This window comes from Aeromonas sp. INTO2, assembly GCF_049860605.1.
GTDB classification, from domain to species: domain Bacteria; phylum Pseudomonadota; class Gammaproteobacteria; order Enterobacterales; family Aeromonadaceae; genus Aeromonas; species Aeromonas caviae.
Genome location: NZ_CP187588.1, coordinates 1,186,601 through 1,202,322, shown reverse-complemented (window position 1 = coordinate 1,202,322; position 15,722 = coordinate 1,186,601). Strand labels below are relative to the sequence as shown.

General features: G+C 60.5%; 13 protein-coding genes and 1 tRNA gene. 6 read left to right on the top strand and 8 right to left on the bottom strand.

Annotated features, from left to right (window positions below; translation table 11 throughout):
• Positions 1-10: 10 nt before the first annotated feature.
• From pstA to tadA, 3 genes are all read right to left on the bottom strand, one after another.
• Positions 11-1,660 (bottom strand): phosphate ABC transporter permease PstA, encoded by a 1,650-nt coding sequence (gene pstA / locus ACPW74_RS05775; protein ID WP_042017560.1) that lies wholly within the window; start codon positions 1,658-1,660, stop codon positions 11-13.
• Between the two features lie 17 nt (positions 1,661-1,677).
• Positions 1,678-3,915, bottom strand: a complete 2,238-nt coding sequence (locus ACPW74_RS05770; RefSeq protein WP_104454385.1) for an ABC transporter permease subunit — start codon at positions 3,913-3,915, stop codon at positions 1,678-1,680.
• A 167-nt stretch (positions 3,916-4,082) separates the two neighbouring features.
• On the bottom strand, positions 4,083-4,631 hold the full coding sequence (gene tadA / locus ACPW74_RS05765) for a tRNA adenosine(34) deaminase TadA (RefSeq protein ID WP_080768115.1): 549 nt from the start codon (positions 4,629-4,631) through the stop codon (positions 4,083-4,085).
• A gap of 378 nt (positions 4,632-5,009) precedes the next feature.
• On the opposite strand from tadA, the gene ACPW74_RS05760 reads away from it, so the two are divergent.
• From ACPW74_RS05760 to aceA, 4 genes are all read left to right on the top strand, one after another.
• Positions 5,010-5,086 (top strand) — tRNA-Pro (locus ACPW74_RS05760).
• 257 nt (positions 5,087-5,343) lie between these two features.
• Positions 5,344-5,484 carry a hypothetical protein gene (locus ACPW74_RS05755; protein WP_010675269.1) on the top strand — a complete coding sequence of 47 codons (141 nt, stop codon included), beginning with the start codon at positions 5,344-5,346 and terminating at the stop codon, positions 5,482-5,484.
• Between the two features lie 692 nt (positions 5,485-6,176).
• Entirely contained in the window at positions 6,177-7,784 is a 1,608-nt protein-coding gene (aceB, locus tag ACPW74_RS05750) for a malate synthase A (protein ID WP_425858702.1), read from the top strand.
• A gap of 69 nt (positions 7,785-7,853) precedes the next feature.
• Positions 7,854-9,167 (top strand): isocitrate lyase, encoded by a 1,314-nt coding sequence (aceA, locus tag ACPW74_RS05745; RefSeq protein ID WP_104454386.1) that lies wholly within the window; start codon positions 7,854-7,856, stop codon positions 9,165-9,167.
• A 73-nt stretch (positions 9,168-9,240) separates the two neighbouring features.
• Here aceA and ACPW74_RS05740 read toward each other — a convergent pair.
• From ACPW74_RS05740 to upp, 4 genes are all read right to left on the bottom strand, one after another.
• A protein-coding gene (locus ACPW74_RS05740) for an IS5 family transposase (protein ID WP_103261584.1) occupies positions 9,241-10,094 on the bottom strand; the annotation gives its coding sequence in 2 pieces (ribosomal slippage) (positions 9,241-9,752 and positions 9,752-10,094; 855 coding nt in all).
• Between the two features lie 209 nt (positions 10,095-10,303).
• The gene (gene hda / locus ACPW74_RS05735; protein ID WP_010675272.1) at positions 10,304-11,005 is read right to left on the bottom strand and encodes a DnaA inactivator Hda; all 702 of its coding nucleotides are present in this window, start codon (positions 11,003-11,005) and stop codon (positions 10,304-10,306) included.
• Between the two features lie 102 nt (positions 11,006-11,107).
• A complete protein-coding gene (locus ACPW74_RS05730) occupies positions 11,108-12,136 on the bottom strand; it encodes a DUF2066 domain-containing protein (protein ID WP_104454387.1) in 1,029 nt (342 codons plus the stop codon).
• Positions 12,137-12,276: 140 nt separating this feature from the next.
• On the bottom strand, positions 12,277-12,903 hold the full coding sequence (gene upp, locus ACPW74_RS05725) for a uracil phosphoribosyltransferase (RefSeq protein WP_425858700.1): 627 nt from the start codon (positions 12,901-12,903) through the stop codon (positions 12,277-12,279).
• A gap of 175 nt (positions 12,904-13,078) precedes the next feature.
• On the opposite strand from upp, the gene purM reads away from it, so the two are divergent.
• Complete coding sequence (gene purM / locus ACPW74_RS05720) at positions 13,079-14,116, top strand: phosphoribosylformylglycinamidine cyclo-ligase (protein ID WP_010675274.1); 1,038 nt, start codon at positions 13,079-13,081, stop codon at positions 14,114-14,116.
• A 32-nt stretch (positions 14,117-14,148) separates the two neighbouring features.
• On the top strand, positions 14,149-14,787 hold the full coding sequence (purN, locus tag ACPW74_RS05715) for a phosphoribosylglycinamide formyltransferase (RefSeq protein ID WP_010675275.1): 639 nt from the start codon (positions 14,149-14,151) through the stop codon (positions 14,785-14,787).
• Positions 14,788-14,901: 114 nt separating this feature from the next.
• Here purN and ACPW74_RS05710 read toward each other — a convergent pair whose 3' ends face one another.
• Entirely contained in the window at positions 14,902-15,663 is a 762-nt protein-coding gene (locus ACPW74_RS05710; RefSeq protein ID WP_042864115.1) for a Nif3-like dinuclear metal center hexameric protein, read from the bottom strand.
• Positions 15,664-15,722: the final 59 nt, after the last annotated feature.

The following is a 15,722-nucleotide window of genomic DNA, read 5'->3' as shown; positions in this document are numbered from 1 at the left end:
AATGGCTGGATTAATGTTCCAGCGACCGGAATTTCTCGCGCAGGTGGTTACGAATACCGATCGCCGTCAGGTTGAGGCCGACGATCACCGTCACCAGCAGGAAGGAGGTGGCGTAGACCAGAGGACGCGCCGCCTCGACGTTCGGGCTCTGGAAGCCCACGTCATAGATGTGGAAGCCCAGGTGCATGAACTTGCGCTCCACGTGCAGGTACGGGAAGTTGCCGTCCATCGGCAACGTGGGAGCAAGCTTCACCACCCCCACCAGCATCAGCGGCGCCACCTCGCCCGCCGCACGGGCAATCGCCAGGATAAGGCCGGTCATGATGGCCGGGCTGGCCATGGGCAGCACGATGCGCCAGAGGGTCTCGGCCTGGGTAGCACCCAGCGCCAGCGAACCCTGGCGAATGGTGCTCGGGATCCGGGCCAGCCCCTCTTCGGTGGAGACGATCACCACCGGCAGGGTCAGAATGGCCAGGGTCAGGGCTGACCAGATGACTCCGGGGGAACCGAAGGTCGGGCTCGGCAGCGCTTCCGGGTAGAAGAGGCGGTCGATGCTGCCCCCCAGGGTGTAGACGAAGAAGCCCAGACCAAACACGCCGTAGACGATGGAGGGCACCCCCGCCAGATTGATCACCGCGATACGGATGATCTTGGTCAAGCTGTTCTTGCCCGCGTACTCATGCAGGTAGACCGCCGCCACCACCCCGAGCGGGGTCACGATGATGGCCATCAGGATCACCATGAAGACGGTGCCGAAGATGGCCGGGAAGACGCCGCCCTCGGTGTTCGCCTCCCGTGGGTCATCGGAGACGAACTTGCCTATCTGGTGGAACCAGTGACCCACCTTGGCCATCAGGCTCATGTCGTTGGGCCAGACCACATCCAGCACCCGGGACATGGGCATGGTCACCAGCTCGCCGCGCATGTCCTTGACGGTGATGCTGTCTCTGTCCGCCTGGGTACGCAGGGAGAAGAGCTCTTTCTCCAGCACCTGATAACGGTCGTTGAGCGCCTGACGCTCGCTCGCCAGCTCGGCTTTAAGCTGATCGGTCAACTTGTCATCCAGCTCGGCCTTGCGCTCTTTCAGGCGCAGGCGCTCCAGCTGATAGTTGATGCTGCCAATGGCCCCTTTTTGCAGGTCGTTGGCTTGGCTTGAGAGGCCGTTGGCACGGGCCAGCACCCGCTGCAAGGCGGGATGCAGATCCGTGGTCAGCTCCTGGCCATCTTCCTTCACCGAGGTGATGTAACCATAGAAGTTGCCGTTGGTGGCGCGTTCCACCATGGCGAGCTCCGCCGGCTGGGTGCGCGATTTGATATCGGTCTCCAGCACCCAGCGAAAATCGAGGTCCACGAACTCCCGGTTGCCGGTCTTGACCAGATAACGGGTAATCTCTTCGCGATCCTCCCCTTCCAGCGCCTGGCCTGCGGCGCGCAGGCGCTCCACCGGCACCAGCTCCCGGTCGTTGATCTCGCCAATCAGGACGCTCTTGTTGCCGCTTGCATCTTCAAGTTGCCACTCATAGATGGGATGGGGCCAGAAATAGACCAGACCACGCCAGCCGATCAGCAACAACAGACCCAGTACGGCCACCAGACTCAGGCTGACGGCGCCCCCCGTCATCCAGATCCAGGGGGCCCCCGATTTAAACCACTTACCCATTGTCGATTCCTTAGTCCTTACAGAGAGCTGTACTTTTCACGCAACCGCTGGCGGACGAATTCGGCCAGGGTATTGAACAAGAAGGTGAACACAAACAGCACGAAGGCGGCGAGGAAGAGCACCCGGTAGTGGGAACTGCCCACTTCCGATTCCGGCATCTCCACCGCAATGTTCGCCGCCAGGGTCCGTAGCCCCTGGAACATGGAAAAGTCCATAATGGGGGTGTTGCCTGTGGCCATCAGCACGATCATGGTCTCGCCCACGGCGCGGCCAAGGCCCATCATCACCGCCGAGAAGATGCCCGGACTCGCGGTGAGGATCACCACCCGGCTCAGGGTCTGCCACGGGGTCGCCCCCAGCGCAAGCGAGCCCTGGGTCAGGTGCTTGGGCACCGAGAAGACCGCGTCTTCGGCGATGGAGAAGATGGTGGGGATGACCGCAAAGCCCATGGCAATACCAACCACCAGAGAGTTGCGCTGGTCAAACTTGATGCCCATGTCGTGGGTCAGCCAGATGCGCGAATCACCGTGCATGAAGGCGTTCTCGATGATGGGGCTCAAGGCGAAAGCGCCCCAACCGATGAACAGCAGCACAGGGATAAGCAGAATGGCGTGCCAGCCTTCCGGCAGCCAGGTGCGGCCGCGCTCCGGCAGATAATTCCACACCAGGGCGGTGAGCAGCATACCCATGGGCAGCAGGATCAGCAGCAGGATCACCCCGGGCAGGGCCCCTTCGATGATGGGAGCGAGCCACAGACCCGCCAGGAAGCCGAGGATGACGGTCGGCAGCGCCGCCATGATCTCCACCGTCGGCTTGACGTATTTGCGCAGCCCCGCCGACATGAAGTAGGCGGTATAGATGGCGCCGGCGACGCCGAGCGGCACCGCGAACACCATGGCATAGAAGGAGGCTTTCAAGGTACCGAACACCAGGGGCACCAGGCTCAGCTTGGCTTCGAAGTCGTTGCTGGCGGAGGTGGACTGCCACACGTACTGGGGCTCGGGATAGCCTTCATACCACACCTGTTGCCAGAGGGCAGACCAGGTTACCTCGGGGTGATCGTTCTCGACGTCAAAGACCTTGAAGTCATCCCCCTGCTGGGTCAACAGCAGGTTGTGGCGAGGAGAGATGGCAACAGCAGCCAGGTTGCCCCCGTCAACCTTCTCGCCAAGCAGCTTGGCTTCGCCGGTGGCATGGAAGAAGTTGATGGTGCCGTCGCTGCCTGCGCTGATGAAGCCCTTGCGAAAGTGCTCGGGGGTCAGCAGGGCGACCGGCGCGTCACCCTTGAAGTCACGGATCTGGGTGAACTGGCGCTTGCCATCCTTTGCCACCTCGAACCACTGGGAGATGACGCCGTTGTCGTTGCCCACCAGCAGGGAGGACGCACCGGAGAGCAGGGCCACCTGGGTCACGCTGGCATTGGGGGCGTTGATCTCCATGACATTGCGCAGGGAGATGTCGCTCAGGTTGTGGATGTCATAGACCGACAGGCGGTTGCCCTCGCGCACGAACAACAGACGCAGGTTCGGGGTCAGCAGCATCTGGTCAACATGGCGTGGCAGGGACGGAATGGTGTAGGTCTGGTTGCTCCACTCGATTTCGCCGGAGAGGAAGTTCTCCTCGCCGCTCATCACCATCAGCACACCACGACCATCTTCGGTCACGGCCGCGGTCGCCATCTTGTCCTTGGTCGCCTCGAAGACCATGCGCGTCAGCGCCTTGCCCTGGGGATCGATCACCACGGGGGTCTCGCCGAAGGGATATTGCAGGCTGGGCTCGATGACGCGCACGTCATTGGGATAGGAGATCTTGAAATAGGGTTGCACCACCTGGGCCTTGCCGTCGGCAAACCCATAGGCGATGAGTTTCTGGCCCGGCGCAGGCGGCGCGACCGCCGTGATCTCGCCGTTCACCTGTGCCTCGCCAATCACCTGTCCGGTCTTGATCTTGCCATCCGGTTGCACGGCAAAGAATTTGACCTTCCCCTGGTCGCTGAAGCGGTAACCTATCTCGTTTTGCTCCTCGACCCCGAGCCAGGCGGTCTTGCCCTTGATGGGCAGGGTGAAGGAAGCGGTGCTCTCCATGCTGGCGCCATTGAAGAGGGGCTTCACCACATAAAGCAGGTAGAAGAAGATGAGCAGCAGCGCCACCAGCACCAGGGCTCCCCCTGTGGTGACGCCATATTTGGCCAATTTATCCTTGATCCGGCGTTTTCGACTGCCCGCCATGACCAGATTTAACGATTCCGATGACATGCAAGACCTCAATGTGAGCTAGGCTTGGCGGCATTATATGGCGGATGCATGACAGTTTTGTTACATCAACAGCGGCAAAGAGCGCAGGCTCCATCGGGGGGTGGCAGTTGGTATTCGGGGGGAAGCAGGCAGCCGGTCTGGCAGTGAAATAAAAGCAAACGGGGCCATCAGGCCCCGCTGTCATCTTGAGGAAGCGCCTCTTTCGCGGCGAGTCTGGCCGCCTTCTTCTCGGCGCGGCGCCGTTTGAAGAAATCCGACAGCTGGGCCGAGCAGGCGTCGGCGAGCACCTCCCCCGTCAGTGCCACCTGGTGGTTGTGGCGGGGATCCAGCAGGATATCGAACACAGACCCTGCCGCCCCCGTCTTCAAATCCCGGGCACCATAGACCACCCGCTTGACCCGGCTGTGGATGAGGGCGCCGGCACACATGCAGCAGGGCTCCAGCGTCACATAGAGGGTGGTGTCGAGCAGGCGATAGTTTTCAAGCTGCTTGCCCGCTTCCCGAAGCGCCATCACCTCGGCATGGGCACAGGCGTCGTGCTCGCTGATGGAGCGATTCCACCCCTCTGCCACTATCTTGTCCCCCAGCACCAGCACGGCGCCCACCGGGATCTCGCCTATCCCCTCTGCCCTGGCTGCCAGGGCCATGGCATGGCGCATCCAGCGTTCGTCCTCCTCGCGCTGGCTGATCTGTGCTGCAACTTCAGATGGTTTCACGCCCTGATCCTCTCGTCGATATGATGTCAGCTTGCCTGGCCCCTGCACGGCATCGGCCGCGCACTCCCGGATTGCTGCGTCCCGGCCCTGGGCACACCGGGCCCCTTCCCCCTCGCGCTAGCCGGTAGCCCACGGCAGAAGATGCTGTCAATGAAAGAGAGGCCAAAGGCCCCGGCGACATCGGAACGCCCCGAGTTGGGTGTTCGCCACCCTGTGCCCGCCTAAGGGGGCGGCGATTATGCCAAAACTCCGGCCGGGGCCCAAGTTGCATCTTGGCTGAACAATAAAGAAGCAGTCGGCATCTCCCTGATAAAAAAGGAGTTGCGCCCGCCAAATCATCCGATTAGACTTCCTCCCCGTCAGCCGAGCTGACCCCGTCGGTGTGTAGCGCAGCCAGGTAGCGCATCTGCATGGGGTGTAGAGGGTCGGAGGTTCGAATCCTCTCACACCGACCAAAATCCCCGAAAATAGCCCAGTCAAACGACTGGGCTATTTTTTTGCCTGCACACCCGACGCTTGCCTCTTTTTCCTCTCGCCTCCCCCGTTCATCGGGTCGCCGCTTTTTATTGGCATGAATTTTATACAGAACCACTTGAAGCTTTCATAAAGTGCCGCTAGGATACGCAACTTTTCCGCCGGCCATAAAAACAGGGAGGTGGACACTAGGGTGATGGAATCACCGACCGGCTTGCAATCAATGAGGCAAGCATCCATGACCCAAGCTGTTGACTCCCAGCCCGTTCAGCCCCTGATCTCCCCCACGCCCTCCGAGCTCGATTCCGCAGAGCACGGGTTTGGCAGTTCAGTGCACCTCGATGTGATCGATCTCGCCGCCCCGGATGAAGATTACTGAGACGAGCCCGTGCCATAGTGCGGTTCAAGACGCCGGTTTTGCTGTCCGGCACCGCCCTTGACCCCGGCCAACAGACCGCCACCGCAAATAACGACAAAATGCTAGTTTTTCTTCAAAAACCAGTTTAATTGACCATCTAATCCGCCCCAACCTCCCTCTCCTTCATGGACACGCCTTGATACAAACCTACGTTATTGCTCGTCATTTCCCTCTCTCCTGTTCGCCTTCGCCATTTTGACCCAATTTGACATTTTAGTTTTAAACACCAGTTCACTACCCGGTCACTTCATAGCCCCCATGCAGGCTGGATTGAACGAAGGCATTTCATACAGCTGTTCTTGCAAAGCTTGGAGTAATGTCGGGATTTGTTTTTGCATTTGTAATTTTATTACGTAATTAGTTACATTTTTAACCCATCCCCTCTACCGAAATCCTCTCCCCTGCCGCCCCGGCAACCCAAGAGCATAACCATCTGCAAAGAGCTTTTACACTAATCACATAAATCCATTTAAAACAGCACCTTAACCATAATCAAAAAACACCTGTTTTAAAAATCAAGTTGACGAATCCGCCATTCTTTTGCACCTTATGAATCGTGTTACCCCGCTGTTACGGGGAGTTTGAAAGAAAGGGATATAGACGTTAGTCGTAGTTAATAAATTCAAAATGTAACTTTTGGAGGAGTACCCACTATGTCGGCACCGGCCCAGACCATCAGCAGCACCCGCCTGCGCATTCAAGGCGAGATGCTTCCCGATTACGCGCAGATCCTGACGCCGGATGCGGTGGCCCTGGTGTCCGAACTGGTGGAACGTTTCGCTCCCCAACGCAATGAACTGCTGAAGCAGCGAGTCGCACGCCAGGCCCGTATCGATGGCGGCGAGTTGCCGGACTTCCTGCCAGAGACCGCCCATATTCGCGCTGGTGACTGGACGGTGCGCGGCATCCCCGCCGATCTGCAGGACCGCCGTGTGGAGATCACCGGCCCGGTCGAGCGCAAAATGGTGATCAATGCCCTCAACGCCAACGTCAAGGTCTTCATGGCCGACTTCGAGGACTCACTGGCCCCAGCCTGGAACAAGGTGATCGAGGGCCAGATCAACCTGCGCGATGCGGTCAACGGCACCATTGCCTACCAGAGCCCGGAGGGGAAGGCCTATACCCTGAATCCCAATCCGGCCGTGCTCATCTGCCGGGTGCGCGGTCTGCATCTGCCGGAGAAGCACGTCACCTTTGATGGTACCCCCATTCCCGGCGGCCTGTTCGACTTCGCCCTCTATTTCCTGCACAACCACAAGGCGTTGCTGGCCAAGGGCTCCGGTCCCTACTTCTACGTACCCAAGCTGCAGAGCCATCTGGAAGGGCGCTGGTGGAGCGAGGTGTTCGCCTGGACCGAGGACAAATTCGGTCTGCCCCGCGGTACCATCAAGGCCACCGTGCTCATCGAAACCCTGCCGGCGGTATTCGAGATGGACGAGCTGCTCTATCAGATGAAGGATCACATCGTCGCCCTCAACTGCGGCCGCTGGGATTACATCTTCAGCTATATCAAGACCTTGAAGAATCACCCCGATCGCGTCCTGCCGGATCGTCAGGTGGTGACCATGGACAAGCCGTTCCTCTCTGCCTACTCGCGACTCCTTATCAAGACCTGCCACAAGCGCGGCGCGCTGGCGATGGGGGGCATGGCTGCCTTTATTCCGGCCAAGGACGCGGCAGTCAACGAACAGGTGTTTGCCAAGGTGCACGCGGACAAGCAGCGCGAGGCCGACAACGGCCACGATGGCACCTGGGTCGCCCACCCCGGTCTGGCCGATACAGCCATGGCGGTGTTCAACGCCACCATTCCGGCGGGTGCCCAGAACCAGATCGGCGTGCTGCGCGAGCAGGATGCCCCCATCACGGCCGCCGACCTGCTGGCCCCCTGTGAGGGTGATCGCACCGAGGCGGGTATGCGCACCAATATCCGCGTCGCCCTGCAATACCTGGAAGCCTGGATCAACGGCAATGGCTGCGTGCCCATCTACGGACTGATGGAAGATGCCGCCACCGCCGAGATCTCCCGCACCTCCATCTGGCAGTGGATCCGCCACGGCAAGACCCTCTCCAATGGTCAGGCGGTGACCAAGGCGCTGTTCCGCCAGATGCTGGCCGAGGAGCAGGAGGTGGTCAGAGGCGAAGTGGGCGAGGCCCGCTGGCAATCGGGCCGTTTCGCCGAGGCGAGCGCCCTGATGGACGAGATCACCTGCGCCGACACACTCATCGATTTTCTGACGCTGCCCGGCTACGAGCGGCTGTGAGACCCGGGCCGGTAACGGCCCCCATAACAAGTCAATGGAAACGTGAAATCAATGAAAGAGGGAACTGATATGGCACTGACCCGTGAGCAACAGATCCAGGCTATCGAGAAAGACTGGGCAGAAAACCCCCGCTGGAAAGGGATCAAGCGCGGCTACAGCGCCGAGGACGTGGTAAACCTGCGTGGCAGCCTGCAACCGGTGCACACCCTGGCCCAACGCGGTGCCGACAAGCTGTGGGAATTGATCCACGGCGGCGCCAAGAAAGGCTATGTAAACTGCCTCGGCGCGCTGACCGGTGGTCAGGCGGTGCAACAGGCCAAGGCAGGCATCGAGGCAATTTACCTCTCCGGCTGGCAGGTGGCGGCGGACAACAACCTCTCCTCCACCATGTACCCGGATCAGTCCCTCTACCCGGCCAACTCGGTGCCGTCGGTGGTGGAACGCATCAACAACTCCTTCGCCCGTGCCGACCAGATCCAGTGGGCCAACAAGGTGGGCCCGCAGGACAAGGGCTTCACCGACTATTTCCTGCCTATCGTGGCGGATGCCGAAGCCGGTTTCGGCGGCGTGCTGAACGCCTTCGAGCTGATGAAGGGGATGATTGAAGCGGGCGCCGCCGGCGTGCACTTCGAAGATCAGCTCGCTTCCGTCAAGAAGTGCGGCCATATGGGCGGCAAGGTACTGGTACCGAGCCAGGAAGCGGTGCAGAAATTGATCGCGGCCCGTCTGGCAGCCGACGTCTGCGGCACCACCACCCTGGTGATCGCCCGTACCGACGCCAACGCCGCCGACCTGCTGACCACGGACGCCGATCCCTACGATGCCGGCTTCCTGACCGGTGAGCGCACCTCAGAAGGCTTCTACAAGGTGCAGGCCGGTATCGAGCAAGCCATCTCCCGCGGTCTGGCCTATGCCCCTTACGCCGACATGGTGTGGTGCGAAACCGCCAAGCCGGATCTGGACGAGGCACGCAAGTTTGCCGAGGCCATCAAGGCCCAGTACCCGGACAAGATCCTGGCCTACAACTGCTCACCGAGCTTCAACTGGAAGAAGAACCTGGACGATGCCACCATCGCCCGCTTCCAGCAGGAGCTCTCCGACATGGGCTACAAGTACCAGTTCATCACCTTGGCGGGTATCCACAACATGTGGTTCCACATGTACGAGCTGGCCTACCAGTACGCCCGTGGCGAAGGGATGAAGCACTATGTCGAAATGGTGCAGCAGCCGGAGTTCGCCGCTGCCGAGCGCGGCTACACCTTCGTGGCACACCAGCAGGAAGTGGGTACCGGTTACTTCGACAAGGTGACCACCGTCATTCAGGGCGGCCAATCCTCGGTGACCGCGCTGACCGGCTCGACCGAAGAAGATCAGTTCCACTGATAGCTGAGTAATGCTCGCAAACAAACCCCGGCCAAGTCCCGGGGTTTGTCGTTATGGGGCCTAGGCTGTGTTCTCAAAATGCTGGTTTTCTGTCCACACATAACTCGCGCAAGTAGCGAAGGCAGAAAGCCAGTTTGATAAAGGCTGCAAAACTCTTGGCTAGCTTTTCATATCTCGTTGAAAACCGACGAAACTTCTTCAACCAACCGAAGCACCGCTCCACGACATTGCGCCTGCGGTAATGCACCTTGTCCAGTACCAATGGACGCCCCTTATGGCGCCGTTGCTGGTCGCTGCGTTGCGGAATGACCGCTTTTATCCTTCTCCGCCGTAGCTCGGCTCGAAAGGCTTTGCTGCTATAGGCCTTGTCTGCGGCAAGATGCGCTGGCCGTGTTCGGTAGCGACCTGATGACGTTGGTATCCTCGCCATGGCCAGCGCGCTTGTTGCATAGCTGATTTCTGCTGATTGCCCCGGTGATAGGCAGAAGCTCAGTGGTAAGCCATGACCGTCCGTGACCAAGTGAATTTTGCTGCCGAAACCTCCCCGCGAACGGCCAAGGGCTTGATTCATTGAGGTGTTTTTTTACGTGCACCGGCAGCATCTTTGGATGCTCTGACATTGGAGCCGTCCAGGCACCACAGGTCGAAATCGATGAGCCCTTCTTCATTGAGCTTGAGTTGCAGCGCTTCCAGAATGGCATCAATCCGGCCTGCATCCTGCCAACGCCGGAAGGTGTTGTAGACCGAATTCCATGGTCCGAAACGTTCTGGAAGGTCTCGCCAAGGAGCTCCGGTGTGGAGTATCCAGAGAATGCCATCGAGCACTTGGCGCGGTTCACGGGTAGGGCGCCCGATCAGGCTTCGAGAAGGAAACTGGGGCTCGATAAGCCCCCATTGTGCATCAGTCAGCTGATAACGGCGGGACACGGAATTGATCTTAAGCTGTTGAGAAGATGTGAGATTATATCTTCATCACTTTAAGAACACAGCCTAGAACCTATCCCAGTAGGCGTAATCGTTGAAGGCAGTTTGAACACGGACAGCGCGCAGAAACCGGAGCGTACTGTAGTACGTGAGGATTTCGAGCACTGCCCAGGTTCAAAATGGCGAATAAGATAGCCTAATGGGATAGGTTTTCAGAGCTCGAGGATCTCTTTGACGAAAGGGATGGTCAGCTTGCGCTTGGCGCGAAAAGAGGCGTTGTCGAGACGATTGAGGGTGGCAAGCAGGGTGCGCATGTCGCGGGAGAGGCGATTGAGCAGGAAACGGCCCACGTCGATGGGCAGCTTGAAACCCCGCAGCTCGGCGCGCAGTTGCAGGGCGCTGAGTTTGCCCTCGTCGTCCAGCTCGTCGAGGTGGAAGCTCACTCCCCAGTCGAGACGGGACGCGAGATCCGGCAGTTGCAGCCCCAGCTTGCGTGGCGCGCTGCAGCCGGTAACGATGAGCGTCCCCTCCCCCTTCTCCTTCCAGCGATTGTAGAAGTCGAACAGGGCCCGCTCCCACAGGGCGTTGCCGGCGATCGCCTCCAGGCTGTCAAGACAGACCAGGGGCAGGCTCTCCAAAGCATCGAGCATGCTGGGGTCAAGCTGTTCGAACTGATCGAGGGAGAGATAGGCCGCCGCCGCGTCGCGGGCGTTGACCTCGGCACAGGTGGCATGGAGCAGATGGGAGCGGCCCGACCCCTTGGCTCCCCAGAAATAGAGGAAGGGCGAGCCCTGACCGATGGCCGCATTCTTGAGGGCGGTGATCAGATGGGCGTTGTTGCCGGGATAAAAACTGACGAAGGTTTCATCATCCGGTAGTTGTACGGCTAAAGACAGTTGGGCCGGTTGCTTCACTCGTTGGGCTTTGACTGTGATATTTGCGGGCAAGTGTATCACCAGCGGGGCAGATAGAGAACCGCCCGGACCATGCCGGGCGGTCAGGATCCTTCCCCGGGATCAGGGCTGCGACCATTGATAGCGCAGGCCGCTCTCGTTGTCTTCCACCTGATGCAGGCGGCTCTCAAGTTGCAACCCCCTCACCAGCTCGGCCTTGTCCCCCTGCAGCGAGAGGTTGAAGGTCACCTTGTCCCCTTCCAGCTTGCCGATGGCCACCTTGGTGACACTGGCCATCCCCTGCAGCAGCTTCTGGATCTGGATCATGCCATCGATGTCGGACAACCCCTCCACCACCAGGGTCTGGCTGGAGGCGACACCGGAGAGACGGGTACCGTACTGCTGCACCAGCCAACCGGCAAGGGCATCGGCAAAGCCCTTTGCCACCTCGGCCTGGGTACCTGAACCCGAGCCCTTGGTCAGCTCGGTCAGCTCTCCTGCCTGCGCCCCCGGCTTGGCCCCATAAAGACCCCAATCGATGCTCCAGGCCTCCCCCTCCGGGGTGAGTTTGCCGAGCACCACCATTTCGGCGCCGTAACGCTGGCTCGCCTTGAGCACGGGATCGGCAAAGCGGCCCCAGACATCGGTGGCATTGACCGCCATGTTGTCATCCAAGTCCATCAGCGGGAGACTGACCGGCAGCCCCATGGCCTGGGTCTGGGCACGCAGCGCCTCGGACCAGCCATCGCCGGACTGATCCGGCAGAATGCGCCGCTCCCCTTCGTCGACCACCAGCCAGATGGCGACCTGCGGCCGCACCGGGCCAAGCAGGGCAAACTTGCTCTGGCCGACCAGGGCGTTCACCTTGGCCACATTGAAATCCGCCTTGAGAAACTTGACCGAGCCGATGTCCTGATAGCTGTATTGCTGCACGTAATCCGCCGGCGCCGCCAGGGCCTTCACCACATCCGGCTGGGTGAGGATATCGCGCTTGCCCGTCACCTTGACGAGCACATCCCCCAGCGCCTGAGACTGGGCGGCCGTCATGTCGCCACTGGTGGGAGCCTTGCCCTGATAGAGGTCGGTTACCTGGGCGGCCGACACCACGAGAGGCAGACAGCAGCAGAGGAGAGTCGCTAAGCGTTTCAGCATAAAGAAGATTCTCGAAATGGGGGATGGTGCTTATGGTAGCGGCAAGGCGCGCATGGCAGCAAGCAAAGGGGGGAGAAACAGCGGAGCCGGCAGGGTGCCGGCTCCGTTTGCGCGCCTTGGGCGCGGCGATGGGGTGATGCTTACTTGGTGCCGAAGATCTTGTCGCCAGCATCCCCCAGACCCGGGACGATATAGCCCTTCTCGTTCAGCCCCTGGTCGATGGAGGCACAGAACAGCTCCACGTCCGGGTGAGCGGCTTCCAGGGCCTTGATGCCTTCCGGCGCGGCAACCAGCACCAGCACCTTGATGGACTGGCAACCTTTCTTCTTGAGCAGGTCGATGGTGGCGATCATGGAGCCGCCGGTGGCCAGCATGGGGTCGATGACCAGGGCCAGACGCTCTTCGATGTTGCTGACGATCTTCTCGAAGTAGGGGACAGGCTGCAGGGTCTCTTCATCGCGATAGATACCGACCACGCTGACGCGGGCGCTCGGCATGTGCTCCAGCACGCCGTCCATCATGCCAAGACCGGCGCGCAGGATGGGCACCACGGTGACCTTCTTGCCCTTGATCTGGTCGACTTCCACATGGCCGTTCCAGCCATCGATGGTCACTTTTTCGGTTTCGAAGTCAGAGGTCGCTTCGTAGGTCAACAAACTGCCCACTTCCTTGGCCAGTTCACGGAAACGCTTGGTGCTGATGTCGCCTTCGCGCATCAGGCCGATCTTGTGCTTGACCAGGGGGTGTTTGACTTCAACGACTTTCATTATTATCTCCTCTAACCGGCGCCAAAAAATCGCGGAATCATACAACAAAAGCCACGGCTTGTAGAGCTTTTCGATTCAAAAACGCGCAAACGATTTTCTTTCTGGTTTTTCGTACCCGCTGGTAGAATACGCCCCGAATTTTACCCTCCACTTCTTTATATGACGGGGAATACGCGTGACTGACAAAACCTCACTGAGCTACAAGGATGCTGGCGTAGATATCGATGCCGGCAATGCACTGGTTGAACGTATCAAGGGCGTGTCAAAACGCACTCGTCGTCCTGAAGTCCTTGGTGGTCTTGGCGGCTTTGGGGCCCTGTGTCAAATCCCTGCTGGCTACAAGGAACCGGTACTGGTCTCCGGTACCGACGGGGTGGGCACCAAGCTGCGTCTGGCCATCGACCTGAAGAAGCACGACACCGTGGGGATCGACTTGGTCGCTATGTGCGTCAATGACCTCATCGTGCAGGGCGCCGAGCCCCTCTTCTTCCTCGACTACTATGCCACCGGCAAGCTGGACGTGGACACTGCCGCTGCCGTGGTCACCGGCATCGGCGCCGGCTGCGAACAGTCCGGCTGTGCCCTGGTCGGCGGTGAAACTGCCGAAATGCCTGGCATGTATGAAGGGGAAGATTACGACATCGCCGGTTTCTGCGTCGGTGTGGTGGAAAAGAGCGAGATCATCGACGGCAGCAAGGTTGGCGAAGGGGATGCCCTGATCGCCCTGGCCGCCAGCGGTCCCCACTCCAACGGCTTCTCCCTCATTCGCAAGATCCTGGAAGTCTCCAAGGCCGACGTGCAGCAGCCGCTGGGTGACACCACCCTGGCCAACGCCCTGCTGGAGCCGACCCGCATCTACGTGAAGCCCGTGCTCAAGCTCATCAAGGAGTGCGAGATCCACGCCCTGTCCCACATCACCGGCGGCGGCTTCTGGGAGAACATCCCGCGCGTGCTGCCCGCCAACACCCAGGCGGTCATCGACGAGCAGAGCTGGCAGTGGCCGGCGGTGTTCAGCTGGTTGCAACAGGCAGGCAACGTCACCCGCCACGAGATGTATCGCACCTTCAACTGCGGCGTCGGCATGATCATCGCCCTGCCGGCGGATCAGCTGGACAAGGCGCTGGCCCTGCTCAAGGCCGAAGGCGAGAACGCCTGGCACATCGGCCACATCGCCAAGGCGGCCGATGGTGAGGAGCAGGTCATCATTCAATGAATGATCGGATCAACGGCCAGATGACCTCCCCTATGAAACGCATCCTCGTCCTCATCTCAGGCAGCGGCAGCAACCTGCAGGCCATCCTCGACGGCTGTGCCGGCGGCAAGATTGCCGGTCAGGTGGTCGGCGTCATCAGCAACAAGGCTGATGCCTATGGCCTGGTGCGTGCCAGGGAAGCCGGGGTGGCAACCGCCATCCTGGCCCAGCAGCAGTTCGCCAGCCGGGAGGAGTATGATGCCGCCCTGCTGGCCCTGATGGCGGATTATCAGCCGGATCTGGTGGTGCTGGCCGGCTTTATGCGGATCCTGAGCGCCGACCTCGTGCGCCACTTCGCGGGGAGGATGATCAACATCCACCCCTCGTTGCTGCCGAAATACCAGGGTCTGCACACCCACCAGCGCGCCATCGAGGCCGGTGATGACGAACACGGCGCCAGCGTCCACTTCGTCACCGAAGAGCTCGACGGCGGCCCGGTTATCCTCCAGGCACGGGTCCCCATCTTCGAAGGGGACAGTGCAGACGAGGTCGCCGCCCGGGTCCAGGTGCAGGAGCACAGCATCTACCCCCTGGTGGTGCAGTGGTTCTGCGAAGGGCGCTTGCAGATGCGAGAAGGGTCTGCCTGCCTCGATGGCAAGCAGCTTGGCCTGGCAGGCTATGCCAGCGAGTAACCGCGAGCAGCAGTAAGACACCACAAGGGAGGCTCAGGCCTCCCTTGTCATTTCTATCGACCAGCGCAATGGCTGTCATCACGTCCGATGACGCCGCTGCGCGGCTAATCGGCCCTACACCGGATTGTCGATATCGATAAAGGTGACCTCCAGCCCGTGCACGGTGGCGAGCCACTCTCCCAGCGCCTTGACGCCGTAGCGCTCGGTGGCGTGATGGCCTGCGGCGTAGAAGTGCATGCCCATCTCGCGGGCAGTGTGGATGGTCTGCTCGGAGGCTTCGCCGGAGATGAAGGCATCGATGCCCTGCTCCGCCGCCTGGCTGATGTAGCTCTGGCCACCGCCGGTGCACCAGGCCACGGAGCGGATGAGCTCGGGACCACTGTCACCACAATGAAGCGGCTCGCGACCGAGACGCTCGGCAATCAGCTTGGCAAAATCGCTGCCGCTCATGGGCTCCTCCAGCTTGCCCACCATGGCCACGCTCTTGCTGTTCCAGGGTTCGAGACCGCGACGCACCTTGATGCCGAGCAGCCTGGCAAGCTGGGCGTTGTTCCCCACCTCGGGGTGCACGTCCAGCGGCAGGTGGTAGGCAAACAGGTTGATGTCGTGGGTCAAGAGGGTCTTGAGACGACGCTGCTTCATGCCGGTGATCTGGGCCGGCTCACCGCTCCAGAAGTAGCCGTGATGAACCAGGATGGCATCGGCCCCGGCGGCCACGGCGGCATCGATGAGGGCCTGGCTGGCGGTGACGCCGGTCACCACCTTGCGAATGCGCTCGCGCCCCTCCACCTGCAGGCCGTTGGGGCAGTAATCCTTGATGGCATGGGGTTCGAGCAGGTGGTTGAGCAGGCTTTCCAGTTTACGATGAGAGATCATGGGGGTCTCCTAGCTGGGCTCCCCACGCACTGTGCGGGGAGCCGGATTCCGATCGTCAG

Coding starts and splice junctions, on each gene's coding strand:
- pstA (WP_042017560.1), bottom strand. CDS start 1,660: ATGGGTAAGTGGTTTAAATCGGGGGCCCCCTGGATCTGGATGACGGGG.
- ACPW74_RS05770 (WP_104454385.1), bottom strand. CDS start 3,915: ATGTCATCGGAATCGTTAAATCTGGTCATGGCGGGCAGTCGAAAACGC.
- ACPW74_RS05755 (WP_010675269.1), top strand. CDS start 5,344: ATGACCCAAGCTGTTGACTCCCAGCCCGTTCAGCCCCTGATCTCCCCC.
- aceB (WP_425858702.1), top strand. CDS start 6,177: ATGTCGGCACCGGCCCAGACCATCAGCAGCACCCGCCTGCGCATTCAA.
- aceA (WP_104454386.1), top strand. CDS start 7,854: ATGGCACTGACCCGTGAGCAACAGATCCAGGCTATCGAGAAAGACTGG.
- ACPW74_RS05730 (WP_104454387.1), bottom strand. CDS start 12,136: ATGCTGAAACGCTTAGCGACTCTCCTCTGCTGCTGTCTGCCTCTCGTG.
- upp (WP_425858700.1), bottom strand. CDS start 12,903: ATGAAAGTCGTTGAAGTCAAACACCCCCTGGTCAAGCACAAGATCGGC.
- purN (WP_010675275.1), top strand. CDS start 14,149: ATGAAACGCATCCTCGTCCTCATCTCAGGCAGCGGCAGCAACCTGCAG.
- ACPW74_RS05710 (WP_042864115.1), bottom strand. CDS start 15,663: ATGATCTCTCATCGTAAACTGGAAAGCCTGCTCAACCACCTGCTCGAA.